The organism is Achromobacter animicus, from assembly GCF_040775605.1.
GTDB classification, from domain to species: Bacteria; Pseudomonadota; Gammaproteobacteria; order Burkholderiales; family Burkholderiaceae_B; genus Achromobacter; species Achromobacter animicus.
The window spans coordinates 2,441,159-2,466,626 of record NZ_JAYGJK010000001.1; the positions used below are offsets into that span (position 1 = coordinate 2,441,159).

At 67.7% G+C, this 25,468-nt stretch carries 23 protein-coding genes; 20 read left to right on the forward strand and 3 right to left on the reverse strand.

Translation table 11 applies throughout. From position 1 onward, the window contains the following. The first annotated feature begins 48 nt into the window (after positions 1–48). The 3 genes from AB3147_RS10985 to AB3147_RS10995 are packed head-to-tail and all read left to right on the forward strand — an operon-like array spanning position 49 to position 3,751. Complete coding sequence (locus AB3147_RS10985) at positions 49–993, forward strand: ABC transporter permease (RefSeq protein ID WP_367351944.1); 945 nt, start codon at positions 49–51, stop codon at positions 991–993. Then, a complete protein-coding gene (locus tag AB3147_RS10990; protein WP_175138943.1) occupies positions 990–1,868 on the forward strand; it encodes an ABC transporter permease in 879 nt (292 codons plus the stop codon). Before AB3147_RS10985 ends, AB3147_RS10990 begins: the two co-directional genes overlap by 4 nt. A gap of 14 nt (positions 1,869–1,882) precedes the next feature. Beyond that, entirely contained in the window at positions 1,883–3,751 is a 1,869-nt protein-coding gene (locus tag AB3147_RS10995) for a dipeptide ABC transporter ATP-binding protein (RefSeq protein ID WP_175126140.1), read from the forward strand. 632 nt (positions 3,752–4,383) lie between these two features. On the opposite strand, the gene AB3147_RS11000 is transcribed toward AB3147_RS10995, so the two are convergent. Continuing rightward, positions 4,384–5,037, reverse strand: coding sequence for a LysE family translocator (locus AB3147_RS11000; RefSeq protein ID WP_175126132.1), 654 nt, complete (start codon positions 5,035–5,037; stop codon positions 4,384–4,386). Between the two features lie 184 nt (positions 5,038–5,221). Here AB3147_RS11000 and AB3147_RS11005 point away from each other — a divergent pair, with 184 nt between their 5' ends. From AB3147_RS11005 to AB3147_RS11020, 4 genes are all read left to right on the forward strand, one after another. Further along, positions 5,222–5,758 carry a YaeQ family protein gene (locus AB3147_RS11005; protein ID WP_175126133.1) on the forward strand — a complete coding sequence of 179 codons (537 nt, stop codon included), beginning with the start codon at positions 5,222–5,224 and terminating at the stop codon, positions 5,756–5,758. Positions 5,759–5,948: 190 nt separating this feature from the next. Then, complete coding sequence (locus AB3147_RS11010; protein ID WP_175138947.1) at positions 5,949–6,542, forward strand: TetR/AcrR family transcriptional regulator; 594 nt, start codon at positions 5,949–5,951, stop codon at positions 6,540–6,542. A 116-nt stretch (positions 6,543–6,658) separates the two neighbouring features. Then, entirely contained in the window at positions 6,659–7,351 is a 693-nt protein-coding gene (locus AB3147_RS11015; protein WP_367351945.1) for an SDR family oxidoreductase, read from the forward strand. Between the two features lie 154 nt (positions 7,352–7,505). Beyond that, complete coding sequence (locus AB3147_RS11020) at positions 7,506–8,909, forward strand: DHA2 family efflux MFS transporter permease subunit (protein WP_367351946.1); 1,404 nt, start codon at positions 7,506–7,508, stop codon at positions 8,907–8,909. A gap of 61 nt (positions 8,910–8,970) precedes the next feature. Here AB3147_RS11020 and AB3147_RS11025 read toward each other — a convergent pair whose 3' ends face one another. Further along, entirely contained in the window at positions 8,971–10,095 is a 1,125-nt protein-coding gene (locus AB3147_RS11025; RefSeq protein WP_367351947.1) for a hypothetical protein, read from the reverse strand. Continuing rightward, on the reverse strand, positions 10,088–10,756 hold the full coding sequence (locus AB3147_RS11030) for a hypothetical protein (RefSeq protein WP_367351948.1): 669 nt from the start codon (positions 10,754–10,756) through the stop codon (positions 10,088–10,090). Before AB3147_RS11030 ends, AB3147_RS11025 begins: the two co-directional genes overlap by 8 nt. 113 nt (positions 10,757–10,869) lie before the next feature. Here AB3147_RS11030 and AB3147_RS11035 point away from each other — a divergent pair, with 113 nt between their 5' ends. From AB3147_RS11035 to AB3147_RS11095, 13 genes are all read left to right on the forward strand, one after another. Continuing rightward, a complete protein-coding gene (locus tag AB3147_RS11035; RefSeq protein ID WP_367351949.1) occupies positions 10,870–12,558 on the forward strand; it encodes a sensor domain-containing diguanylate cyclase in 1,689 nt (562 codons plus the stop codon). 62 nt (positions 12,559–12,620) lie between these two features. Beyond that, positions 12,621–13,418 carry a GntR family transcriptional regulator gene (locus tag AB3147_RS11040; RefSeq protein WP_175126063.1) on the forward strand — a complete coding sequence of 266 codons (798 nt, stop codon included), beginning with the start codon at positions 12,621–12,623 and terminating at the stop codon, positions 13,416–13,418. 19 nt (positions 13,419–13,437) lie between these two features. Beyond that, positions 13,438–14,643, forward strand: coding sequence for an ABC transporter substrate-binding protein (locus AB3147_RS11045; protein WP_218343504.1), 1,206 nt, complete (start codon positions 13,438–13,440; stop codon positions 14,641–14,643). 8 nt (positions 14,644–14,651) lie between these two features. Continuing rightward, positions 14,652–15,524, forward strand: coding sequence for a branched-chain amino acid ABC transporter permease (locus tag AB3147_RS11050; RefSeq protein ID WP_367351950.1), 873 nt, complete (start codon positions 14,652–14,654; stop codon positions 15,522–15,524). 2 nt (positions 15,525–15,526) lie between these two features. Beyond that, complete coding sequence (locus tag AB3147_RS11055; protein ID WP_175138954.1) at positions 15,527–16,498, forward strand: branched-chain amino acid ABC transporter permease; 972 nt, start codon at positions 15,527–15,529, stop codon at positions 16,496–16,498. Then, positions 16,491–17,246 carry an ABC transporter ATP-binding protein gene (locus AB3147_RS11060; protein WP_056570099.1) on the forward strand — a complete coding sequence of 252 codons (756 nt, stop codon included), beginning with the start codon at positions 16,491–16,493 and terminating at the stop codon, positions 17,244–17,246. The genes AB3147_RS11055 and AB3147_RS11060 overlap by 8 nt, the downstream gene beginning before the upstream one ends. After that, a complete protein-coding gene (locus tag AB3147_RS11065) occupies positions 17,243–17,953 on the forward strand; it encodes an ABC transporter ATP-binding protein (protein ID WP_367351951.1) in 711 nt (236 codons plus the stop codon). Before AB3147_RS11060 ends, AB3147_RS11065 begins: the two co-directional genes overlap by 4 nt. 2 nt (positions 17,954–17,955) lie before the next feature. After that, positions 17,956–19,224 (forward strand): 3-isopropylmalate dehydratase large subunit, encoded by a 1,269-nt coding sequence (locus AB3147_RS11070; protein WP_367351952.1) that lies wholly within the window; start codon positions 17,956–17,958, stop codon positions 19,222–19,224. Continuing rightward, positions 19,221–19,721, forward strand: coding sequence for a LeuD/DmdB family oxidoreductase small subunit (locus AB3147_RS11075; RefSeq protein ID WP_367351953.1), 501 nt, complete (start codon positions 19,221–19,223; stop codon positions 19,719–19,721). Before AB3147_RS11070 ends, AB3147_RS11075 begins: the two co-directional genes overlap by 4 nt. A 10-nt stretch (positions 19,722–19,731) precedes the next feature. Beyond that, positions 19,732–21,402, forward strand: a complete 1,671-nt coding sequence (locus AB3147_RS11080; RefSeq protein ID WP_367351954.1) for a hydantoinase B/oxoprolinase family protein — start codon at positions 19,732–19,734, stop codon at positions 21,400–21,402. Continuing rightward, positions 21,399–23,447, forward strand: coding sequence for a hydantoinase/oxoprolinase family protein (locus AB3147_RS11085; protein WP_367351955.1), 2,049 nt, complete (start codon positions 21,399–21,401; stop codon positions 23,445–23,447). The genes AB3147_RS11080 and AB3147_RS11085 overlap by 4 nt, the downstream gene beginning before the upstream one ends. 9 nt (positions 23,448–23,456) lie before the next feature. Further along, positions 23,457–24,065, forward strand: a complete 609-nt coding sequence (locus AB3147_RS11090; RefSeq protein WP_367351956.1) for a cysteine hydrolase family protein — start codon at positions 23,457–23,459, stop codon at positions 24,063–24,065. After that, positions 24,062–25,459 carry an FAD-dependent oxidoreductase gene (locus AB3147_RS11095; protein WP_367351957.1) on the forward strand — a complete coding sequence of 466 codons (1,398 nt, stop codon included), beginning with the start codon at positions 24,062–24,064 and terminating at the stop codon, positions 25,457–25,459. Before AB3147_RS11090 ends, AB3147_RS11095 begins: the two co-directional genes overlap by 4 nt. The last annotated feature ends 9 nt before the right edge of the window (positions 25,460–25,468 follow it).

Here is a 25,468-nt window from a genome sequence, read left to right on the forward strand (position 1 = left end):
CCCTGTCCGGCCGGCGCCGTCCGTCGTTCCTGTCTTACGGTTTCCCACATGCTTAAACTCATCTTGCGCCGCGTGATCGTCGCGATCCCGACACTGATACTGGTGTCGATGATCGTGTTCATGCTGCAGAAAATCCTGCCCGGCGATCCGGTGCTGACCCTGGCCGGCGAAGAGCGCGACCCGGCCGTCCTGGACTACCTGCGCGACAAATACCGCCTGAACGACCCCTTGCCGCTGCAGTACGCGGCCTGGGCCGGGCAGGTGCTGCAAGGCGATCTGGGCAAGTCCCTGCGCACCGACGTGCCCGTCACGACGCTGATCGCGCAAAAGCTGCCCGTCACGCTGCAACTGGCGGCCATGGCGATGTTCTTCGCGCTGCTGGTGGGCATCCCCATGGGCATCATCGCCGCGGTGCGTAAAGGCAAGCCCGTCGAAATGGGCGCCAACATCGCGGCGTTATCCGGCATGTCCATTCCCAACTTCTGGCTGGGCATCATCCTCATCATGGTGGTGTCGGTGCAATGGAAGCTGCTGCCGGCCTCGGGCTATGTGTCGCCGTCTGAAGACTTCTGGCTGTCGATCAAGACGATGCTGATGCCGTCGCTGGTGCTATCCACGGCGATCGCGGCGTATCTGATGCGGCATACGCGGTCTTCCATGCTGGAAGCGCTGTCGGCGGATTACGTGCGCACCGCCCGCGCCAAGGGCGTGTCGCCGCGCAGCGTGGTGCTGCGCCATGCGCTGCGCAATGCGCTGATGCCGATCGTCACGCTGGTGACGCTGCTGTTCGGCGAACTGCTTGCGGGCGCCGTGCTGACCGAGCAGGTCTTCACGATTCCGGGCTTCGGCAAGCTGGTGGTCGATGCGGTGTTCACCCGCGACTACGCGGTGGTGCAGGGCGTGGTGCTCTGCGTGGCGGTGGGCTTCATCCTGATGAACCTGCTGGCCGACATCCTGTACATCCTGGTCAATCCCCGCCTGAGGCACTCATGAGCGCAATTCCTGCAACGGCCGCAGCCGTCACGCCGCCCCGCAGCCGCAATCGCGCGTGGGCCAAGTTCAAACGCAACCGCATCGCGATGCTCGGCCTGGGCATCGTGCTGTTCTTCGTAGTGGTGGCCATCCTGGCCCCGTTCATCGTCAGTCAGGATCCCCTGCAGACCAGCTTCACCACCATCCGCAAGGCGCCGTCCGCGGCGCATTGGCTGGGTACGGACGAGCTGGGCCGCGACATCTACAGCCGCATGGTGTACGGCGCACGCGCCTCGCTGATGGCGGGCCTGGTGTCGGTGCTGATCGCGCTGATCGTGGGCGTGCCGTTCGGCCTGGCCGCGGGCTACTTCGGCGGCTGGACGGACAGCTTCATCTCGCGCGCCACCGAGGCGCTCCTGGCCATTCCCTTCCTGATCCTGGCGATTGCGCTGGCCGCCTTTTTGGGACCCAGCCTGACCAACGCGATGATCGCCATCGGGGTGTCCGCCGCGCCCAAGTTCATCCGGCTGACACGGGGGCAGGTGCTGGCGGTCAAGAACGAGGATTACGTGCAGAGCGCCCGCGCGCTGGGCGCGTCCGACCTGCGCATCATCGGCCGGCACGTGTTCCCCAACGTGATGCCGCCGCTGATCGTGCAGGCCACCATCACGATCGCCACGGCCATCATCGCCGAGGCCAGCCTGTCCTTCCTGGGTCTGGGCCTGCAGCCGCCGACGCCGTCGTGGGGCTCGATGCTGAACACGGCCAAGAACTTCATGACCCAGGCGCCCTGGATGTCGATCTTCCCCGGATCGGCCATTTTCCTGGTGGTGCTGGGCTTCAATCTGCTGGGTGACGGGCTGCGTGACGCGCTCGATCCGCGTCAGGAAAAGTAATCTATATGGCAACCATGGATTCCAACCGTGTCGTACAGGTCAATGACCTGACGGTTCGGTTCAAAACGCCCGAACGCACCGTGGAAGCGGTGCGCAATGTTTCCTTTCACGTGAACCGCGGCGAGACGCTGGCCATCGTGGGCGAGTCGGGCTCCGGCAAGTCGGTGACGTCGCTGGCGCTGATGCGGCTGGTCGAGTATGGCGGCGGGCACATCGCCAATGGCGGAATGCTGCTGCGCCGGCGTAGCGGCGAGGTGCTGGATCTGGTCAGCGCGCCCGATTCGACGCTGCAGCGCGTGCGCGGCGCGGACGTGGCGATGATCTTCCAGGAGCCGATGACGTCGCTGAACCCCAGCTTTACGGCGGGCAATCAGATCGCCGAGGCCCTGCAGCTGCACCAGGGGCTGGACGCGGCGGCGGCGCGGGCGGAAACGCTGCGCATGCTGGAGCGGGTGCGCATCCCGGAGGCGCGCGCCATTCTCGATCGCTATCCGCACCAGTTGTCGGGCGGGATGCGCCAGCGCGTGATGATCGCGATGGCGCTGTCGTGCAAGCCGCAATTGCTGATCGCCGATGAACCGACGACCGCGCTGGATGTCACCATTCAGGCGCAGATCCTGCAACTGATCCGCCAGCTCCAGGAAGAAATGGACATGGGCGTGATCTTCATCACGCACGACATGGGCGTGGTGGCAGAAGTGGCGGACCGGGTGCTGGTGATGTACCGGGGCGACAAGGTGGAAGAGGGCGGTTCGGACGAGATCTTTGCGCGTCCGCAGCATGCCTACACGCGGGCGCTGCTGTCGGCGGTGCCGCGGCTGGGGGCGATGCAGGGCACGGACGAGCCGGCGCCGTTTCCGCTGTTGAAAGTGGACGAGGCGGTGCGGGTGCCGGATCCGGCCAGGCTGGTGGACACGCCGGTGGCGGCGCCGTCTACGGTGCGGCGCGAGAATGGTCCTGTGCTGAAGGTTCGGGATCTGACGACCAGCTTTGACATTACCGGCGGTATTCTGGGCCGGGTGCAGAAGCGGGTGCATGCGGTCGAGAAGGTCAGCTTCGACCTGTATCCGGGCGAGACGCTGTCGCTGGTGGGCGAGTCTGGGTGCGGGAAGACGACGACTGGCCGTTCTTTGCTGCAGCTGGTCAAGAGCAAGAGCGGGTCCATTGAATTCGACGGCAAGAATATCGGGGCGTTGCGGGGCAGTGCGATGCAGACGCTGCGCCAGCATATCCAGTTCATCTTCCAGGATCCGTTTGCGTCGCTGGATCCGCGGATGACGGTGGGCTATTCGATCATGGAGCCGTTGCTGATCCACAAGGTGGCGCGCGGTAAAGAGGCGCAGGACCGGGTGCGCTGGCTGATGGATAAATGCGGATTGCTGCCTGAGATGATCGATCGCTATCCGCATGAGTTCTCGGGCGGGCAGCGGCAGCGGATCTGCATCGCGCGGGCGTTGGCGTTGAATCCGAAGGTGGTGATTGCGGATGAGTCGGTGTCGGCGCTGGATGTGTCGATTCAGGCGCAGATCGTGAATCTGCTGCTGGATTTGCAGCGTGAGTTGGGTGTTTCGTTTTTGTTCATCTCGCATGACATGGCGGTGGTGGAGCGGGTCAGCCATCGGGTCGCGGTGATGTATCTGGGGCAAATCGTGGAGATCGGGCCTCGGCGGGCTATCTTTGAAAATCCGCAGCATCCTTATACGAAGAAGCTGATGGCGGCGGTGCCGATCGCGGATCCGCAGCGGCGGCATCGGGAGCGGTCGCTGCTGGTGGATGAGATTCCCAGTCCGATGCGCAAGATTGGGGATGAGCCGTTGGTGGAGCCGTTGGTTGCCGTGGGGGATGGGCATTTTGTGGCTCGGCATGCGATTGGGGTTTATTGAGGCGGCGGTTTTTGTTGCTGCTGCTGCTGCTGCTGCTGCTGCTGCTGCTGCTGCTGTTATTGCTGTTGCTGCTGCTGCTGTTATTGCTGTTGCTGCTTGCGGCGGTCGGGGTTCTTAGGCCGCGGCCGGCGCCGGGCCGGGTGCGAGCGAGGGGCCACGATTGCGGTCCGGAGCCTTCGCTCCGGACGGCCCCTGCGTCATCCTCGTTGGCGCCCTTCGGCGCCTGCCTTCGGATTCCCTTGGGCGCATCGACGCCCCTCGCTCGCACCCGTCCCGTCACCAGCCGCTCCGTTAGTTGCCGGCGTTGGGTGGCGGGGCGGGTGGAGTTCTTGCGTTTTTGCCTCGGGCGGGGTGGGGCGAAGGTCTTGCGGGGTCGCCAAAATCGGCCGCGCGGGCGGCCTTCTTTGGCGTTTGGGTGTCTTGCGTCGTGGTGATGACGCTGCGCGCTGGTGGTGGGGTGTTTGTCGTTAGACGCCTGTGCGCGCCCGCGCCGCTCTCAGGTGTCTGACACCCCTACGAGATGCGCCGCTCTCAGGTGTCTGACACCCCTACGAGATGGGTGTGGTATTGCAGCTGGCCTTCCCGGGTGTCTGACACCCATCGAAGGGCCAGCGTCGCTTCAAGCCTTTAAATCAGCGCTTTTCCAGCGCCAACCTCAACCCAAACGCAATGAACACCGCCCCGGTCACACGGTCCAGGCCGCGGGTGACTGCGGGGCGGGAAAGCCAGCGCGCCAGAGGCCGGGTGGCGGCTACCAGAAGGACGAACCACAGCATTCCGACGATCGCGTGGACCGTGGCGAGCAGCAGGCTGAAGCGAAGGACGTCGGCGCCGGCGGGGATGAATTGCGGCAGGAACGTGATGTAGAAGACGCCGACCTTGGGGTTCAGCGCGTTGGTAAGGCAGCCGCGCACGAACCAGCCGGTGGCGGATGTGCTGGGGCGGGCGGGGGTGGCCAGGATGCCGGAGGGCGACGCCGTCGCGGCTTTGCGGCGGGAACGCGTGCTCCACAGCAGCTTGACGCCCAGATAGAACAGGTAGATCGCGGCGCAGATGCGCAAGGTGTCGTAAGCCAACGTGGACACGGCCAGCAGCGAGCCGAGGCCGAATGCCGCGATGGCGCCCCATAGCAGGCAGCCGGCGCTGATGCCCAATCCGGCCATGAGCGCGCGGCGGCTGCCTTCGACGGCGGCGGTGCGTAGCACGAGGGCGTTGTCCAGGCCTGGGGTGATGGTCAGGATGGCGGCGGCCAGGGTGAAGGCTAGGAGGGCGGCGGTGGCGGTCATGGCGGGCGGGTCTTGAGGGCGTTGCCGGCTGGGGTTGCGGGCGCCCGGCAAGTGTAACGCCGGTCGCGGCGCCTGACTGCGATGAGGTCGGGGGCATGCGGACTCGGCACAGCCGCCTTGACGCCCGCACCGCCCGGTTATCATGGCGGCCTTCCTGCAATTCGCTTTTGAACGGACTTACGCCATGGCCCTGCGCGCCACCATCTACAAGGCCGACCTGAACGTCGCCGATACTGATCGCCACTATTACGGCAGCCACGGGCTTACCGTGGCGCGTCATCCGTCCGAGACGGACGAGCGCATGATGGTGCGGCTCTTGGCGTTTGCGATGCACGCGCAGGAGGAACTGGCGTTCACGAAGGGGCTGAGCGAGACGGATGAGCCGGATCTTTGGGTGAAGGATCTGACCGGGGAGATCAAGCTGTGGATCGAAGTGGGCCAGCCTGAAGAGCGCCGGATTCTGCGTGCCTGTGGCCGCGCCGATGAGGTGATCGTGTATTGCTATGGCGGGTCGGCCAGCAAGATCTGGTGGGATGGGGTACGCAATAAGCTGGAGCGCACGCGCAATCTGAAGGTGGTGAATCTGCCTTCGGAACAGTCGAAGGCGTTGGGCAAGCTGGCCGAGCGCACGATGCAGCTGAACGCCAATATCTCGGACGGCGTGGTGTATTTCTCGGCGGAAAAGGGCGAAGTGACCATCGAGCCGGAAGCTTGGCGCTGAAAACGCAAAGTGACTGTCGAGCCGTAGACCGGCCGCTGAAACCGCGAAGTGACCATTGGCCCGTAGACGGGGCGCTAAAACGCGACGTGACCATTTCGCCGCAGGGCTGGCGCTAAAAATGGGGTCGGGGCTTGCAAGCTGGAATATTGCGAGCGTAATATGACGATCATCATATTTCGGTGTTGCGATCATGTCCGCCTCCCGCAAGGAACAATCCCACGAACGCATTGTTGATGCAGCTGCCCGCGCGATCCGGCGCGCGGGGTATTCGGGGGTGGGCGTCGCGGACGTCATGAAAGAAGCCGGGCTGACGCACGGTGGCTTCTATGCGCATTTCCCGTCGCGGGATGCGCTGCTGGCGGCGGCGATGGAGCGTGCGGGGCAGGATGGCGCGGCGCGGTTGTCTCAGAGCATGGCGCGGCGCCGCGCCGAGGGCGCCAGTCCGTTGCGCGCCTGGGTGGAAGCCTATCTCAGCGATGCGCATCTGACCGGCTGCGAACGGGGGTGCCCGGTGGCGGCGTTGGCGTCAGAGATTCCCCGCCAGTCGGACGACGTGCGCGAGGCGGCCGCCGGCCGGGTGCAGCGGTTGCTGGAAGCGGTGCAACAGGTGCTGCCGGCTCAGGTGGATGAACACGCGGCGGCGGCGGTGCTCAGTACGCTCGTGGGCGCGTTGCAGCTGGCCCGGGCGTTGGGCGATAACCCGAGCGGTCGCGCAGTCCTGGCGTCTGCCCGTCACGCCGTTCTGGCGCAGTACGACCACGAGGGCGCCGCAGTCTCCCACTGAATGATTTTTCTGGCCGCGTTGCGCGGCCATTTTGCTGTCCTTAAATATGATGGTCATCATATTTAGTCGTGCCGACGCTGGCTCATACCCACACATCACTTTTAGGAATACCGATCATGGAACTCAAGAACGCCGTTGTTTTCATCACCGGGGCCAATCGCGGCCTGGGTCTGACTTTTGCCCGCGAGGCGCTGGCCCGCGGGGCCCGCAAGGTGTACGCCGCCGCGCGTGATCCGTCTTCGATCACGCTGGAAGGCGTGGTGCCGGTCAAGCTGGACGTGACGCGCGCGCAAGACGTGGCGGCTGCGGCGGAGTTGGCGAAGGACGTGACGCTGGTGATCAACAATGCGGGTATCGCGGACTTCGGCGGGTTTCTGGCGCCGGGCAGCGTGGAGTCGGCGCGCCGGCATCTGGACGTGAATCTGTTTGGGCCGCTGCTGGTGTCGCAGGCGTTTGCACCGGCGCTGGCCGCGAATGGCGGCGGGGCGATCCTGAATGTCCTGTCGATCGCGAGCTGGGTGAACAACCCGGTGCTGGGGGTGTACGGGATGAGCAAGTCCGCGGCCTGGGCGCTGACGAACGGGCTGCGCCAGGAGCTGCGGGGTCAGAACACGCAGGTGCTCGGACTGCACATGGGGTTCGTGGACACCGACCTGACCAAGGGCATCGATGCGCCCAAGTCCACGCCGCAGGCCATTCTGAGCCAGGCGTTTGATGCGCTGGAAGCCGGCGAGCAGGAAGTGCTGGCCGACGAGCGGACCCGCCAGGTCAAGCAGGGGCTGACCGCCACCCCGGCGGTCTATCTGTAAGCGCGAGGGCCAGGCCGACATGCGTAACAACTCCACATCAGCCGGCGCTTCCGAAGCAGGCTTGGGCGCTGCATTTAGCGGTCCAACCTCGCGAGCTGACGCCGTTAACGCGGGGGGCGCCGCCGCTACCGGCCCCGCCTCAGGGACCGCGCCCGTGCACGCTCCAGGGACCGCGCCCGGGCACGCCGCCAGCGCCCCGCACGCATCCCCCTGGCCCATTTTCTGGATCGCCAGCATCGCCGTCTTCCTGGTGTCGCTGGACAGCACGATGCTGTTCGCGGCGTTCGGCGCGCTGCGCGAAGGATTCCCGGCGGCCTCGGCCGCGGACATGTCCTGGGTGCTCAATGCCTACACGGTGGTCTTTGCCGCCATGCTGATCCCGTCGGGCGGACTGGCCGACACGCATGGCCGCAAGCGCATGTTCATGGGCGGGGTGTTGCTGTTTCTGGCGGCGTCGGCGGCCTGCGGGCTGGCGGCCACGGAACAGTGGCTGATCGCCGCGCGGGTGCTGCAGGCGGTGGGCGCGGCGCTCTTGACGCCGGCGTCGCTGTCGATCGTGTTGGCAGCCTTTCCGGCGTCGAAGCGGTCGGTCGCGGTCAGCCTGTGGGGCGCGGTGGGCGGATTGGCGGCGGCGGTGGGTCCCAGCCTGGGCGCGTTCGTGGTGGACGTGGCGGGTTGGCCGTGGGCGTTCTACATCAACCTGCCGCTGGGCGCGGTGTCGCTGTGGTTCGGCGCGGGGATGCTGAAGGAGTCGGTGAAACCGGACGCGCGCCGCCGGGTGGACGGCGTGGGCATGGCGCTGCTGATGGTGGGCGTCGGGGCAGTGGCTTTGGCCATCGTGCAATCGGAATCGCCGACGTGGCAGCGCAGCGAACTGGCGATCGCGGCGGCGGTGGGTGTGATGGCGCTGATCGCCTTCGTGGCCTGGGCGCGCGTGACGCCGCATCCGCTTGTGGATCTGGCGCTGTTCAAGCACCGGACCTATCGCTACGTGAACCTGGCGACGCTCAGTTTCGGCATTGCTTTTGCCATGATGTTCTTCGCGTTCTTCTTCTACATGACGGGCGTGTGGCATTACAGCCTGCCGCGCGCCGGGCTGGCGGTAACGCCGGGTCCGCTGCTCGTGATGCCGACGGCGATCATCACCGGTCGGCTGGCGGCGCGGATGGGGCATCGGCCTTTTCTGGTGGGCGGCGCGCTGGTGTACGCGGCAAGCGGGTTGTGGTTTCTGCTGGTGCCGGGCGCGGAGCCCGCCTATCTGACCGAATGGCTGCCGGGTCTGCTGCTGAGCGGCATCGGCGTGGGCATGGTGCTGCCGTCGCTGTCGGGGGCGGCGGTGAACCGGCTGCCGGCGCAGCATTACGCGGTGGGCAGCGCGGTGAACCAGGCGACGCGCCAGGTGGGCGGCGTGCTGGGCGTGGCGATCACGGTGCTGCTGCTGGGGCACGGCGTCGCCAGTCACGCGGATTTCTCGCCGATCTACACCGCGCACGTGGGGCTGGCGCTGTTGACGGCGCTGCTGTGCCTGCCGGTGGATACCCGGCCCAGGCCCGCGTAACGCGCGATGGCGCCAGGCAGGCGCGGCCAGCGTTCCGTGACGGACGCTCCGCGCCTGCGGTTTACAGGCAGGCGTTCCGCGACACGTTCGCGGGGTCCGTGCATGCCCGCCACGTCGCGGCCGACATGGCCGGCACCAGCACCAACCGGCTCATCGGGTCGGTGTACCAGAGAATCCGCCCGGGCTCGTCCTGCATGGCCTTCCAGACCTTCTGCTGCGCGGCGGAATCAAGCGCGCATTGACCCTGGTCGCCGGTCACACCCTCGGCCAGCACCGTCTGGCTGCCCGGATCCCAAGACACCATGTCATCGTCGTCCAAAGCGATGTCTTCCTGAAGGCGCACGATGCGCCATGCGTTGCCGGCCACGTTGGTCGACAGCCGCGACAGCGCGTCGCGCTCGATCACGTGCAGACGGTCCCGCAGGGCCACGGGCTCCGCATACGCCCCGGGGTCGTCGTGGCCATCCGGCGACGTGAATGGAGACTGCCGCCGCACATAGCGCGCGGCGGGCCGGCCTTGTTCATCGTAGGTCTGCACCGCGACGGACTCGCTGGCGGCGGCGTCGATGACACGCAGCAGCCTGCCGGATGCATCGCGTACGTAGCGCCGCCCGGGAGCCGCGTCCATCGCCTCGCCGCAAGACCCGGCGATAAATGCCTGCAGCGCGCCGTGCGCATCGCGCTGCAGGCAGACCTGGCCGACGAGCGTGTAGGCCGCGCCCTGCGTGCGCGTGTACTCGGCCACGCGCAACAGGGACCCGTCAGCGCCGTACTCGAACGCATGGCCGCCGGATACCGTGGGCGTTCCCAAAGCCCGCGGGTCCAGGTGCTGGACCCGGCAAAGCCGGCCGTCGGCGTCGAAAAGCAGTTGCGCGTGGGCCGCACCCTCGCCCTCGCCCACGCGATAGGCGGTCCAGTCCACCTTGTCCATCCAGGTGCGCGGGTGCGGATCGCCGGACGCGGTCAGCCAGACCGGTTGCGGCTGCGTGGCGACGCGTTCGCCCTGGCGGCCCAGCAGGACGCGCGATTGCGTCACATCGACGGAAACGCGAACCGCCGTCAAAGCGCCGGATTCGGAAAACCCCGCGTCCGCAGGACCGCAGGCGGCCAGGGCCGGGTCGGCGAGCATGACCGAGGCCGAGGCCAACGCAGCGCCAAATGCGATGCGGCCAAGACGATCACGCATATTGCAGCGCGTCCATGAATGTCACGAGATCCCAGAATTCCTTGGATACGCCGCCCAGGCGCAGTTTTCCATCGCGTTCCTCGAACAGCAGGAACGGATACGCGTTGCGGGCGAAAACGCCCGGTGCCGGCAGCCGGTAGGGCTTGAAGACCTCGGGGTCGTTGAAGTAGCGTTCCAGACGCCCGCCACCGTCCACATGTACGTACCGTACGCGTAGCGCAGGGTGCTGAAACGCCGGTTGTGTTTCGGGATAGATCCCGCCGTCGCCCGCCACGACGGCGTCGGACAGCGCGGCCAGGAAGACGCGCCGGATGCCCACGAAATGGATTTCGCCGGATGTGCCGCCCGGCTGGGCTGCCGCCAGTTTTTCCAGCAACGCCGCGGCGCGCGAGCCGGGTACGACCGTTCCGGCAAACAGGGCGTCGATTTCCCCCGGCTGCCCGCCTGCGGATGGCCGAAGCCGGCGCAGATCTTCCCGGAAATCGCTCAGCCATTGCTGGTAGCGCACGTTTTCCGCGTGGCGATCTAAGGGCTGCGCAGCCGCGATGACGGACTGGAAAGCCATCAGCGCCGCTGCGGCGGCAAGCCATAGCGGATACGTCAGCGCGGCCTTCCAGCGAGGCCGCCAGCACGGCAACGTTACGGAAATAAGGGGTCTCATAGGCCCGCGATCATATCTGCCGAAATGATGCATTTTTGGTGCGAACCGTGACAGAATGTCAGCCACGTTGCGCCAGGCTGTACCGATGAATGTCGTATTGATCAGGTTCTGACATGCCCGCTACCGGTGATGTGTCCCCAATCCCATCGCCGGTCGATGCCGCCGGCGTCGCGCAGCGCGATCCGGACGGCCCGCTGGACAAGCTGGCGCGCCTGGCCTGCCGGATGTTTGACGTGGATCTGGCCGCCATTGTTTGCACCGATGCGGATGGCGTGTGGCAGGCGGCAGCCGGCCCGGCCTGCGCCGGTGCCCGATGTCCCTGGTCCTTCGAGCTTCCGGTGCGCGCCGCGGATGGCCGCCTCCTCGGCGTCTTTCGTCTCGGGCACGGGCAGGCGCGCGAATTCTCAGATGAAGACCGCAAGTCTTTGCAGGACCTCGCCAGCCTGGCGGCCACGGCCGTCGAAAAGCGCCACGCGCTGGCGTGCGAACGCGCCGACGAAGACACCTGGCGCGATGAGGCCCGCAAGCTGTCGCTGGCTATCGCGGGCAGCGGTACGGGGGTGTGGGACCGCAATGTGGTGACCGGGGAGATCACTTATTCGCCCGGCTGGAAGGCTTTGCTGGGCTATGGCGAATCCGAACTCACCACACGCATCGAGGACGCCTACACCCGCTTGCACCCGGACGACCTGGTCTATGTGCGGGCCGCGATGCAGGATCACTTCGACGGCAAGACCGACAGCTACGAAGTCGAACACCGCATCCGGTGCAAGGATGGCAGCTACAAATGGATCTGCAGCCGCGGCAAGGTGGTCAGCCGCGACGAATCGGGCAGGGCGCTGCGCATGATGGGCACCACGACCGACATCAGCGCCGTGCGCGCCATGTCCGAAAGGCTCCAGCGCACGGCGGACCTTGTCGTCAACCTGACTGACGCGGTGCCCGGTCTGGTCTTCCAATGCCGGCCGTTGCCCGAGGGCGGATCGCGTTTCTCGTACGTTAGCGCGGGCATCTGGGACATGTTCGAACTCACCGCAGACGACGTGCGGGCCAGCACGACCGCCGTCGAACAGCGGATCCATCCGGAAGACTTGCCTGTCTACCGCGCATCCCTGCAGGCCGCGGCGGCGGCGCGAACCCCCTGGCATGTGGAGTTCCGCGTGTGCCTGCCGCTGCAGGGCGTGCGCTGGCGGCAGGGCGACGCGAGCCCAAGGCGGGATGCCGACAGCGGCGTGGTCTGGCACGGCTTCGTCACCGACATCACCGACCGCAAGCGGGCCGAACTCGAACTGCGCGAGTTGGCCGCGACCGACGCGCTGACAACCCTGCCCAACCGCCGCCATTTCATGGCGCGCATCGCCGCGGAGCTGGCGCGGATCAAGGGTCACGGCGGGCTAGGATCGGCCGTACTGATGTGCGACCTGGATCATTTCAAGCACATCAACGACACCTGGGGCCACGCCATCGGCGATGGTGTGCTGCAGCATTTTGCGAGCATGCTGCGCACGCAGTTGCGCGAGATCGACCTGGTGGGGCGCATCGGCGGAGAAGAATTCGCCGTTGTGCTGCCCGATACCGACATCGAACGCGCCCGCGTCTTTGCCCGCAACGTGCAGCGCCGCATCGCCGATACGCCCTATCTGTCGGAAGGGCGGCACATTCCGCTGACCGTCAGCATCGGGATTTCCGCCCTCCACACCAAGGACGACGACGCCGAGCTGGCGCTCAGCCGCAGCGACCGCGCGCTGTATTACGCCAAGCAGCGGGGACGCAATCGGATCGAGTCGGTGTTTTCCCGATAGAACAACCCGTCCAGCCATTTGTTCCATTGACCGTACATTAGGACACCCCTAGAGTTCCCGTCATGGGAACCTCATTACCACTTCCGAAGTACCACCAGATCTATCTCGTCCTGCGGGAGCAATTGCAGGAGGGGCGGTTCGATCAGGACGGCGTGCCCGGAGAGCATGCGCTGGCGGACCAGTTCGACGTGGCGCGCATCACCATTCGCAAGGCGATGGAGATGCTGGTCGCAGACGGGCTGGTGACGCGCCGGCCCGGCCTGGGCACCTGGCCCCTGCGCGGCGCACCCAGCGCCCACGCCGCGGCGGCCCCCAGCGCGCAACAGAAGGCGCACCTGACCGGTCTTCTGGAAAACATCGTCAACATGGGCCTGCGCACGTCCGTGCAAGTGCTGGACAGCACGCTGGTGTTTGCGCCGCCCACGGTGGCCGAGGCGCTGCACATTCCGTCCGGCACGCCCGTGCACAAGAGCTTGCGGGTGCGCAGCACCGACGCGGGGCCGCTGTCCCACATCACCACCTACGTGCCGCAGTCCGTGGCCGATTTCACGCGTGAAGACCTCGAGCGCGAGCCGCTGCTGATGCTGCTGGAAGCGGCCGGCGTGGAGTTCGGCGGCGCCACGCAGACCATTTCTGCTCGCCTGGCAGATGCGCAGGTCGCGCGCCATCTGGACGTGTCGGTGGGCTCTGCCTTGCTGGCGGTGACGCGCCTGGTGCGCGATGTCGGCGACCGGCCCGTGCAATTGCTGCAGGGCCTGTACCGGCCCGACCGCTACCAATATCAGTTGCAGCTATCGCGCGTCGGCAGCATCGACGCCAAGGTCTGGGTCAGCGAAGAGCTGTCGGCCCAATTCCATTGAACCCTTCGGAGATTCGCCCATGAATTCGCGCCGCACTTTCCTCTACCAATCCGCCGCCGCCGCGGCCCTCGTGTCCGCCCCGTGGGTGGCCCGGTCGCAGGGCGCCACGCCCATCAAGGTCGGCGTGCTGCATCCGGTGACCGGTGCGCTGGCGTATTCGGGCCAGCAATGCCGCCTGGGCGCGCTGCTGGCCATCGAGGACATCAACAAGGCGGGCGGCATCAAGTCGCTGGGCGGCGCGCCGCTGCAGGCAGTGCTGGGCGATGCGCAATCGCGTCCCGAGGCAGGTTCGGCCGAAGTGGAAAAGATGAACGAGGCAGGCGTGTCGGCCATCGTGGGCGCGTATGCCTCGGCGATCTGCCTGGCCACGACGCAGACCGCGGCCAAGTACAACCTGCCGCACGTGGTGGACGTTGGCGTGGCCGACCAGATCGTCGAGCGTGGCCTGAAGAACACGTTCCGCTTTGGCCCGGGGTATCGCGCCTGTAGCGAACGCGCCATCCTGGACCTGGCCGCGCTGAACGACGCCGCCGGCAAGCCGGCCAAAACCGTGATGATCGTGCACGAGGACTCGCTGTTCGGCACGGGCACGGCGGCGCTGCTGGCCAAGTCGCTGCCGCAGCACGGTTTCGAGGTCAAGGAGATCGTCAAGCACCCGAACCCCACGCGCGACTTCAACAACATCGTGCTGCGCATGCGGTCGGTGAACCCGGACATCGTGATTCCGGCCAACTACTACAACGAATACGCCTTGCTGCTGCGCGCGATGAAGCAGCAGAAGGTGCAGCCCAAGGCCATCTACTCCGTGCTGGGCGGGGCGGCATCCAGCTACAAGTTCCTGAAGGAATTCCCGGACATTGCCAACGGCATCATCGACTGCAACCACTGGTTCAACCCCAAGGACGCGCGCGTTGCGCCGCTGAAGGCCCGCGTGGAAGAGAAGGGCGCGTACTTCAGCTACGAGGTCTTCATGACCTACACCGCGATGCTGCTGCTGGCCGACGCGCTGGAGCGTGCCAAGTCCGCCGACCGCGCCGCGATCATCGACGCGCTGGCGGCCAGCACCTTCCAGGACAACCTGATGCCCTACGGCCCGACCAAGTTCGTCAACGGCCAGAATACCGGCGCGCAGCCGCTGCTGACGCAGGTGATCGGGGGCGACATCAAGGTGATCTTCCCGGCCGAATACCGCCAGGCCGACGCCGTGTTTCCGCTGAAGGCCTGACCAGACCCATGCTCGATCCCGCCATCCTCTTTTCCTCGGTGCTGAACGGCCTGACGATGGGCGCGGTCTACGCGCTCATCGCGCTGGGCCTGACCCTGATCTACGGGGTGCTGCACATCATCAACTTCGCCCACGGCGCGGCGCTCATGGTGGCGCTGTACGCCGTCTACCTGCTCAAGGACCGGCTGGGCATCGACCCCTACGCCGCCTTGCCGCTGGTGGTGGCCGGCATGTTCGTGCTGGGCTACGCCTTGCAGCGCCTCGTCATCAATCGCGCCAGCCACGGCAAGGACGAGAACATCCTGCTGGTCACGCTGGGCCTGGCGATCGTGCTGGAGAACCTGGCGCTGGTCTGGTTCAAGTCCGACACGCGCAGCATCGACACGGCGTACACGCTGTCCACGGTAGAGATTGGCCCGGCCATGATCGCGCTGCCCAAGGTCATCGCCTTCTGCGGCGCGCTGGCGGTGGCGGCGGTGCTGTTCTGGATCATCCGCAGCACCGACCTGGGCCGCGCGATCCGCGCCGTCGCCCGGGAAAAGCAGGGCGCCAAGCTCATGGGCATCGACGTCGAAAAGGTCTACGCCCTGTCGTTCGGCATCGGCATGGCGTGCCTGGGCGCGGCGGCGTGTTTCCTCTTGCCCGCTTACTACGTCAATCCGCAGGTGGGCAGCGGCTTCGTGCTGGTCGCCTTCACCATCGTGGTGCTGGGCGGCATGGGCAGTTTCGTGGGGGCGCTGGTGGGCGGACTGCTGATCGGCGTGGTGGAGTCCATCGGAGGCCTGTTCCTAGGCGACTCGCTGGGCCAGATGGGCATCTTCGCGATCTTCATCGCGGTGCTGCTGTTTCGCCCGCAGGGGCTGTTCGGGGCGAGGGGCTGACGATGAAACGGGATCTTTGCGCAATCGCGCTGTTCGGGGTGGTGCTGGTGGCCGTGGCCGCGCTGTCCCAATCGGGCGTGCTGCTGACGTTCGTGATGATGTCGCTGTACGCGGCCCTGCTGTCGCAGGCCTGGAACATTCTGGGCGGGTATGGCGGTCAGTTGTCGTTCGGCCATGCGCTGTTCTTCGGTGTCGGTGCGTATGCGCAGGCGCTGGGCCAGCTCAACCTGGGCCTGAATCCGTGGCTGGTGCTGCCCGGGGCCATCGCGCTGGGTGCGCTGGTCGGCGTGGCGGTGGGCGGGCTGACGTTCCGTTACGGGCTGAAGGGCTCGTACTTCGCGCTGGTCACGCTGGCATTCGCTGAAGTCTTCCGCATTCTGGCGCTGTCGGCGTCGTTCACGGGCGGCGGCGTGGGACTGATGGTGCCGCTGCAGGAAGGCGTGGCCAACATGCAGTTCGGTTCGCGCCGCGGCTACATCTATTTGCTGCTCGCCTTCGTGCTGCTGGCGCTGCTGGTGACCGCGTGGCTGCGCCATTCGCGCTTCGGCGCCTACTTGCAGGCCGTGCGCGACAACGAGGACGCGGCGCGCGCCATCGGCGTGAATCCGCTGCGTGTGAAGCTGGGCGGCATCGCGCTGTCGGCCGCTTTCATGAGTGTCGCGGGCGCCTTCTATGTGCAAGTTTTCCAATACATCGATCCGGGCATTGCTTTCGGCTCGGCCGTGTCGGTGGAGGCGCTGGTCGGCGCCATCGTCGGGGGCATGGGCACGCTGTGGGGCCCGTTGCTGGGCGCGGTGACGCTGCATGCGCTGGCCGACCTGACCCGCAACCTGTTCGGCGAGCTGCCGGGCATCAGCATGGTCATCTACGGCGTGGTGCTGATCCTCATCGTGATGTTCATGCCGCGCGGCATCACCGGCGGCGGTCAGTCGCTGGGCCGCCTGTTCAAAACGAAGGAGCGCGCCCGTGTCTGAGATCCTGCTGCAAGCGCGCAACCTCTCCATCACCTTCGGCGGCCTGAAGGCCGTGCAGGACGTCAGTCTGGACGTGCCGCAAGGTTCGCTCACCGCGCTGGTCGGGCCCAACGGCGCGGGCAAGACCACGCTGTTCGGCCTGCTGTCGGGCTTTCTGAAACCCGGTTCCGGTTCCGTGCACTTTGCCGGGCAGGACATCACGGGCCAGGCGCCGCACGAATCCGCGCGGCTTGGTCTGACCCGCACCTTCCAGATCGTGCAGCCGTTCGGCGCGCAGACGGTGCGCCAGAACATTGCCGTGGGCGCGCACCTGCGTCTGGCGGATCGCGACGAGGCGCTGGCCGCGGCCGAGGCCGTGGCCGCGCGCGTCAACCTGCAGGCTTCGCTGGACAAGCCGGCGGCCGACCTGACGGTGGCCGGACGCAAGCGCCTGGAACTGGCGCGCGCGCTGGCCACCCGGCCGCGCCTCTTGCTGCTGGACGAGGTGCTGGCGGGCCTGAATCCCAGTGAGATCGACGAGATGATTCCGGTGGTGAAGAAACTGGTGGACGATGGCGTCACCGTATTGATGATCGAACACGTGATGCGCGCCGTGATGAGCCTGGCCGAGCACGTGTGGGTGCTGGCGCAGGGCCGGTTGATCGCGGCGGGCACACCCGGCGAGGTCACGCGCGATCCCAAGGTGGTCGAGGCCTATCTGGGCCACGGCGCGGCGGCCCGGTTGGCCGCGCAGGGAGCCCCGGCATGAGCGCGCTGCTGGAGGTCAAGGGCCTGCGGGCGGGCTACGGTCGCATGGAGGTGCTGCGCGGCGTGGACCTGGACGTGCAGGCCGGCGAGATCGTGGTGCTGCTGGGCAGCAACGGCGCGGGCAAATCCACGCTGAACAACACGGTATGCGGCCTGTGCAGACCGTGGGGCGGTACGGTGCGCTTCGAAGGCCAGGACCTGACCGGCCGCCACTACCGGCAAGTGGTGCAGGCCGGCCTGATCCAGGTGCCCGAGGGCCGCCGCGTTTTTCCGAACCTGAGCGTGCGCGAAAACCTGGAGCTGGGCTCCTTCACCCGGGCGCGCGAACGCCGCGCGCAGAATCTGGACAAGGTGCTCGACATTTTCCCGCGCCTGCGGGAGCGCCTGGACCAGTTGGCCGGCACGATGTCGGGCGGGGAACAGCAAATGCTGGCAATTGGCCGCGGCCTCATGGCCGAGCCGCGCCTGTTGATCCTCGACGAACCCTCGCTTGGCCTGTCGCCGCTGATGGTCGAGGAATTGTTCGGCCTCATCAAGCGGTTGCACGGCGACGGACTGGCGATCCTGCTGGTCGAGCAGAACGTGGGTCAGTCCCTGGAAACGGGACAGCGGGCCTATGTGCTGGAAAACGGCGCCGTGCGGTACAGCGGCAACTGTCCCGACCTGCTGGCCAGCGACGACGTGCGCCGCGCCTATCTGGGGATGTAATCATGGCCCAGCCTCAAACCCTGGCCCAGAAGCTGATCGCCGCCGCCTGCGGGCGTGAGACGGTGGCCGAGGGCGAAATCGTGACCTGTGCGGTTGATCTGGCGATGTTCCACGATTCCAGCGGTCCGCGGCGCTTAAAGCCCATGCTGGAAGAGCTGGGCGCCACGCTGTGGGACCCGTCGCGGATCGTGCTGGTCATCGACCACTACGTGCCGGAATCCGATGACGAATCGCGCCGTATCGTGCGCATTGCACGCGACTGGGCCGCGGAGCAGCAACTGCCCAACGTGTATGACTCCGTCGGCATCTGCCACGTGGTGGTGCCGCAGCACGGACACATCCGGCCCGGCATGTTCTGCGTGGGCGGCGATTCGCATTCGCCCACCGGCGGCGCGTTCGGGGCCTACATGTTCGGCATCGGCAGCACCGAGATGTTGGGCGTGGCGGTCACCGGCCAGATCTGGGTCAAGGTGCCCAGGACGCTGATGATGCATTGGCGCGGCCAGCTGGCCGCCGGCGTCACGGCCAAGGACATGATGCTGCACATGATCGGCCGCTACGGCATGAACGGCGGGCGCTATCAGGCGGTGGAGTTCTGCGGCGAGGCCGTTCGCGCGCTGTCCATGCAGGAGCGCATGACGCTGTCGAACATGAGCGCGGAACTGGGTTCGCAAGTGGGGCTTATCGCGCCGGACGAGACCACCGCAGCCTGGCTGCGGGAGGCGGGCGTGACCGAGGAACTGGATCTGGCCCGCTGGCAGAGCGATCGCGACGCCGATGCCGAGTGGCATGAGTTCGATGCCGCCGCGCTGGCCCCGCAGGTTGCCGCGCCGCACAGCCCGGCCAACGCGCGCGGCGTGGACACCTATAGCGACGTGCCGGTGCAGGTGGCCTACATCGGCGCATGCACCGGCGCCAAGCTGGAAGACCTGCGCGCCGCAGCCACCGTCCTGCGCGGCCGCCGGCTGGCGGACGGCATGCAACTCATGGTCGCGCCGGCCAGCCGGCAGGATCAGGATCAGGCCGACCGCGAAGGCGTCATGCAGGTGCTGCGCGACGCCGGCGCCCAGGTGCTGGCCACGTCGTGCGGCGCCTGTGCGGGCTATGGCGGGTCCATTCCGGACGGCGCCAGCGTCATCGCCACCACCGCGCGCAATTTCAAGGGCCGCATGGGGTCGGAGACCGCGCAGGTCTACCTGGCCTCGCCGTATACGGTGGCGGCCTCGGCCGTGGCGGGGCGCGTTGCCGACCCCCGGGAGTTCCTGGCATGAATGCAGACACCACGACGCACCGCGTCTGGCGCGTGGGCGCGGACATCGACACCGATGCGCTGGCGCCGGGCGCTTACATGAAATTCGGCATCGACGAAATCGCGCGCCACTGCCTGCAACGCGTCCGTCCGGACTTCGCCGGGCAGGTGCAGCCGGGCGACGTGCTGGTGGCGGGCCCCAACTTCGGCATCGGCTCGTCGCGCGAGCAGGCCGCGGCCGCCCTGGTGCGCCTGGGCGTGGCCGCCGTGATCGCGCCGTCCTTCAACGGGCTGTATTTCCGCAACGCCTTTAACGTGGGCCTCCTGCTGCTGACCTGTAGCCAGGCCGAGACCCTGGTCGAGGGCGAAGGCATCACGTTCGACCCCGTCGCCGGCCGCATCCAACGTCCCGGGGGCACGCCCGCCGAATTGCACTGCGAGACCGTGCCCGGCTTTCTGCTTGACATGGTGCAGGCCGGCGGACTGCTGAATCTGCTGAAACAGCGTCAAACCTCTTAGGAACAACATCATGCTTGACCCCGTTACCCTGGCGGTCCTGAAGGGCCGCCTGGAACAGATCGCCGACGAAATGGACGCGACGCTGTACCGCAGCGCGTTCAACCCCATCATTGCCGAGGCCCATGACGCCTGCCACGGCATGTACGATGCCGCCACCGGCGCCACGCTGATCCAGGGCAAGTCGGGGCTGCCCGTCTTCGTGGGCGCGATGGCGTTCGCGGTGAAGGCGGCGGCCAAGACCGCGGCCGAGCGCGGCGGCATGACGGACGGCGACGTGTGGCTGTTCAACGATCCGTACGAGGGCGGTACGCATGCCAACGACTTCAAGCTGGTCAAGCCGGTGTTTCGCGGCGGCAAGCTGTTCTGCTTTCTGGCGTCCGCGGCCCACTGGCACGACGTGGGCGGCGCGGTGCCCGGCAACTACAACCCGGCCGCCACCGAGTGCTGGCAGGAAGCCGTGCAGATCCCGCCCGTGCGCATCGTGCGCGCCGGCGTGCTGGACCAGGACGTGCTGGCCATCCTGAAGGCGAACACGCGTCTGCCCGACAGCCTGTGGGGCGACCTGAACGGCCAGCTGGCCGCGCTGGAACTGGGCGCGCGCCGTCTGGACGGCCTGCTCGACGAATACGGCGACGCCACGGTGCTGGAGTCCCTGGACACGCTGCGCGAACGCGCGCGCCGCCTGATGCGCGACCACATCGCCCGCCTGCCGGATGGCGAATACGCTTTTGAGGACATGCTGGACAACGACGGCGTGCGCGACGCGCCGCTGCGCATTGCGCTCAAGCTGACCATCGCCGGCGACCGGCTGGGGCTGGACTTCACCGGCACGTCGCCGGCCTGCGCGGGTCCGGTCAATATCTCGCGCGCCACGGCCATCGCGGCCTGCTACGTGGCGCTCAAGCACCTGTTCCCGGACGTGCCGGCCAACGCCGGCGTGCTGGATGCGGTGGACGTAACGCTGCCCGATGGCCTGGTGATCTCGGCCGACCGCCCGCGTCCCGTGGGCGGCTACACCGAAACCATCCTGCGCATGATCGACGTGATCTTCTGCGCCATGGCTCAGGCCGCGCCGGAGCGCGCCATGGCGCAGGCCTACGGCACGATCAATGCGCTGTCGATCGCCGGCTACCGCAGCGACGCCGCCCGCAAGGGCCAGCGCTGGGTGATGTTCAGCTTTTTCGGCGGCGGCCACGGCGGGCATTCGGACGGCGACGGCCTGAGCCACGGCAATGCGCCGATCTCCACCGCCACCATTCCGCCGCTGGAAATTTTGGAAGCTGCGTACCCCGTGCGCTTCACGCAGTGGGCGCTGCGGCCGGACTCGGCGGGCGACGGCGCGCACCGGGGCGGCCTGGGCGCCATCTATGAAATCGAATTGCTGGAAGACAGCGCCGAAGCCTTCATCTTCGGCGAACGCGGCCGCAGCGCGCCCAAGGGCATCGCGGGCGGCGGCCCAGCCGCGCTCAACGTCTTCCGCTATCAGCAGGACGGCCAGTGGCAGTCCCCGCCCATGAGCTCGAAGATGCTGGGCATCCGGTTGCAACGCGGCGACCGCGTGCGCCTGGAAACCCCGGGCGGCGGCGGCTACGGCGAGCCCGCGCGGCGCGATGCCGCGGCGCGCGAGCACGACCGCAAGATGGGCTATGTGAGCGACATTCAGAAGGAGCAGTCGGCATGAGCGCGGCGCAAGGTTTGGTGGTGGGCGTGGACGTGGGCGGCACGTTCACGGATCTGTTCGTGCTGGACGAGGCGGGCGGCAGCGCCCGCGTGGTCAAGGTGCCGTCCACGCGCGGCGAGGAAGCACGCGGCTTCATGAACGGCATTGCGCGGGTGGCGGACGGCGCGGGCGACATCGCGACCATCGTGCACGGCACCACCGTGGGCACCAACGCGCTGCTCGAGCGCAAGGTGGCGCGCACCGGCATCATCACGACCGAAGGTTTTCGCGACGTCCTGGAAATGCGCCGGCGCGACCGGCCGCAAACGTGGGGCCTGCGCGGCAACTATGAACCCGTGGTGCCGCGCGACCTGCGGCTGGAAGTGCGCGAGCGCGTGCTGGCCGACGGCGCGCTGCACACGCCCGTCGATCTGGACCAGGTCGAGGCCGCGGCGCGCGCGCTGCTGGAAGCGGGCTGCGACGCGGTCTGCGTCTTCTTCGTCAATGCCTACGCCAATCCGGTGAATGAGGCCCAGGCCGCCGCTCGCGTGCGGTCCATCTGGCCCAACGGCAACGTCACCGCCGCCACCGAGGTGCTGCCCGAGATCCGCGAATTCGAGCGCTGCTCGACGGCCGTGCTGAACGCGGCGCTGCAGCCCGTGGTGGGCAGCTACCTGACGCGATTGGAATCGGACCTGCAGCAGCACGGCTTCGATGGCGAACTGCTGGTGGTGCAGAGCAATGGCGGCGTCATGTCGCGTCAGACCGCGTGCGACGTGCCCGTGCGCACCGCACTGTCGGGTCCTGCGGCCGGCGTCATCGCCTGCGCGGCCATTGCGCGCGCCGCGGGCTTTCCCAACGTGGTTACGGGCGACATGGGCGGCACCTCGTTCGACGTGTCGCTGGTGGCCGAGGGCGAGGCCTCGCTGTCGGCGCAGACCGCCATCGACTTCGGCATGGTCGTGCGCGCCCCGATGATCCAGATCGAAACCATCGGCGCGGGCGGCGGCTCGATCGCAAGCGTGGACGCCGGCGGCCTGCTGCAGGTCGGCCCGGAATCCGCGGGCAGCATTCCCGGCCCGGCCTGCTACGGCCGCGGCAACACCCGTCCCACCGTCACCGACGCCAACGTACTGCTGGGCCGCATCGCCGCTGAACGCCCGCTGGGCGGCGGCCTTCTGGCCAAGATGGACGTCGAACTGGCGCGCGCCGCCATTGACGAGCACGTCGCGCGCCCGCTGGGCTTGGACGTCCACGCCGCGGCGGAGGCCATCCTGACCGTGGCCAACGCCAAGATGGCGGGCGCGATCCGCGTCGTCTCCATCGAACGCGGCCACGATCCGCGCAAGTTCGCCTACATGCCGTTCGGCGGCGGCGGCGCGCTGCATGTGTGCGCCATGATGAACGAGGTGGACGCCGCCCACGGCATCGTCCCGCGCTATCCGGGCGTGACCTCGGCGCTGGGCTGCGTCATGGCCGACATGCGCCACGACGGCGTCCAGACCCTGAACGTGGCGCTGAACGCGCTGGATGCGGCCGACCTGCTGGCCCGCATCGACGGGCTGGCGCACGCGTGCCAGGCGCGTCTGGATTCGGCGGGCGTGTCCTTCGAGGGCATCCGCGAAAGCATTGAACTGGACATGCTGTACGTAGGCCAGAGCCACACCGTGCGCGTGGAAGTGGGCCGGGCGGACCTCTCCCGCGACGGCATCGCCGCCGCGTTCGACCGCGCCTACCAGGCCGCCTTCGGCCGCAGCCTGACCGGCATTCCGGTCCGCATCCTGAATCTGCGCTATGCCCGCATCGGCCAGCGCCCCAAGTTCGATCTGGCCTTGCTGGCGCCGACCAGCACGGCCATGCCCGATGCGCTGGGCACTCAGCGGGTCTTTCACGCCGGGCAATGGCACGACGCCGTGCGCTACGCGCGCCTGGATCTGCCGGTGGGCGCCGAGGTGGCGGGACCCGCCATCCTCGAGCAGCCGGACACCACCATCTGGATCGAGCCCGGCTTCGCGGGCCGCGTCGATTCCCTGGGCAACATGCTCATCGCCCGCACCGCATCGTAGGAGCCCGCCATGCACGCCTTCGATCCCCGCACGACCGCGCTGGTCATCATCGACCTGCAGAACGACTTCCTGGCGCCGGGCGGCGCCTATGACCGCGGCGGCGCGGTCAGCCCGCAGGCCAGAGCCTTGCCGGCGCGCGTGGCGCCCGTGGCCCGCGCGTTGAAGGGGCAGGGCGGCTTCGTGGCCGCCAGCCAGTTCACGCTGTGGCCCGACGCGCACGGCGAGCCCATGATCTCGCCGCACCTCAAGCAATTGCGCCCGTTCCTGCGCCGCGGCGACTTCGTGGCCGGCTCAACAGGGCAGGCCAACGTGGCCGAGCTGGACGGGCTGGTCGACGTGTCGGTCTGGAAGGTCGCGTATTCGGCGTTCTTCAACACGCAGCTGGACTGGGTGCTGCGGCGCGCGGGCATCTCCAGCGTGGTGGTGGCGGGCATCGTCACCAACGGCGGCGTTGCCAGCACGGTGCGCGACGCCCACATGCGCGACTATCACGTGACAGTGCTGGCCGATGGCTGCGCCGCGCCCACGCCTGCGATGCACGAAGCTGCGCTGGCGGATCTGCGCACGGTGGCCGACGTGGTGACGTGCCAGGACTTGCTGGACAGGCTGAAGTCGTGAGTGCGCCAATCGTCAGCCGGGGCGTCGCGCCCGGCGCAGACGCCATGCACGTGCCGGTCGCCATCATCGGCGCGGGCGCCTGCGGCCTGACCGCCGCGCTGCGCCTGGCCAGCGCCGGCATCGAGACGGTGCTGATCGAACGCGATGCCGTGCCCAGCGGATCCACTGCACTGTCGTCGGGCTTCATTCCCGCGGCCGGTTCTGCCGTGCAACGGGCAGCGGGCATCGAGGATGACGCGGCGCGCTTTGCCGCCGACATCCAGGCCAAGGCGCACGGCACGGCCTCACCTGAATTGGTGGCTGCCTACACCGGTGCGGCTGCCGCGGCCCTGGACGGGCTTGCCGCGCACGGCCTGCGCTTCGAAGTCCTGGACGGGTTCCTGTACCCCGGCCACACCGCGCGTCGCATGCACACGCTGCCCGAGCGCACCGGCGCGGCGCTGATCGCGGCCCTGGAACGCGCCGCCACCGAGGCCGGCGCCTATCTGCTGACCCGCGCGCTGGCGCGCGAGATCTGGACGGACGACGACGGCCGCGTGACAGCCGTCGGCTGCGAACGCCCGGACGGCTCGGTCGACGTGATCGGCTGCGATGTCCTGCTGCTGGCGTGCAACGGCTTTGGCGGCAACGCCGCGATGGTCGGCGAGTACTTGCCCGCCATGCGCGAGGCCGTCTATGGCGGCCACGTCGGCAACGACGGCAGCGCCATCCAGTGGGGCACGCAGCTGGGCGCGCGCCTCGCGGACCTGGGCGGCTACCAGGGCCACGGCTCCTGGGCCACGCCGCAGGGCGCGCTGATTTCCTGGGCGGTGATGATGGACGGCGGCGTGCAGATCAACCGCGAGGGCCGCCGCTTTCACGACGAGACGCACGGTTATTCCGAGGCCGCGGTCCATGTACTGGCGCAGCCGGATTCGGTGGCCTGGAATGTCTTTGACCACCGCACGCTCGCGCTGGCGCGCGGCTTTCCCGACTTCGTGCAGGCCGAGCAAGGCCAGGCATTGAAGACGTGCGGCGACGTGGCGGCGCTGGCCGCGCTGATCGGTTGCGATCCGGACGTGCTGGGCCAGACGCTGGACGCGGTCCGTCCCGGCGCGCCGGACCCGCTGGGACGCCGCTTCGAGCGCACGCTGCAGGCGCCGTACCACGCGATCAAGGTGACGGGCGCGCTCTTTCACACACAAGGCGGATTGGACATCGACGCGCAATGCCGCGTCCTGGACCACGCAGGCCGGGCGCTGCCCAACCTGCTGGCTGCGGGCGGGGCCGCCCGCGGCGTATCGGGCAACGACGTGTCGGGCTATCTGTCCGGCAACGGCTTGCTCAGCGCGGTGGCCGGCGGCCATATCGCCGCGGACACCGCGGCGGCGCTGCTCGGGCGCCGCCTGGATTAGGAAACCCAA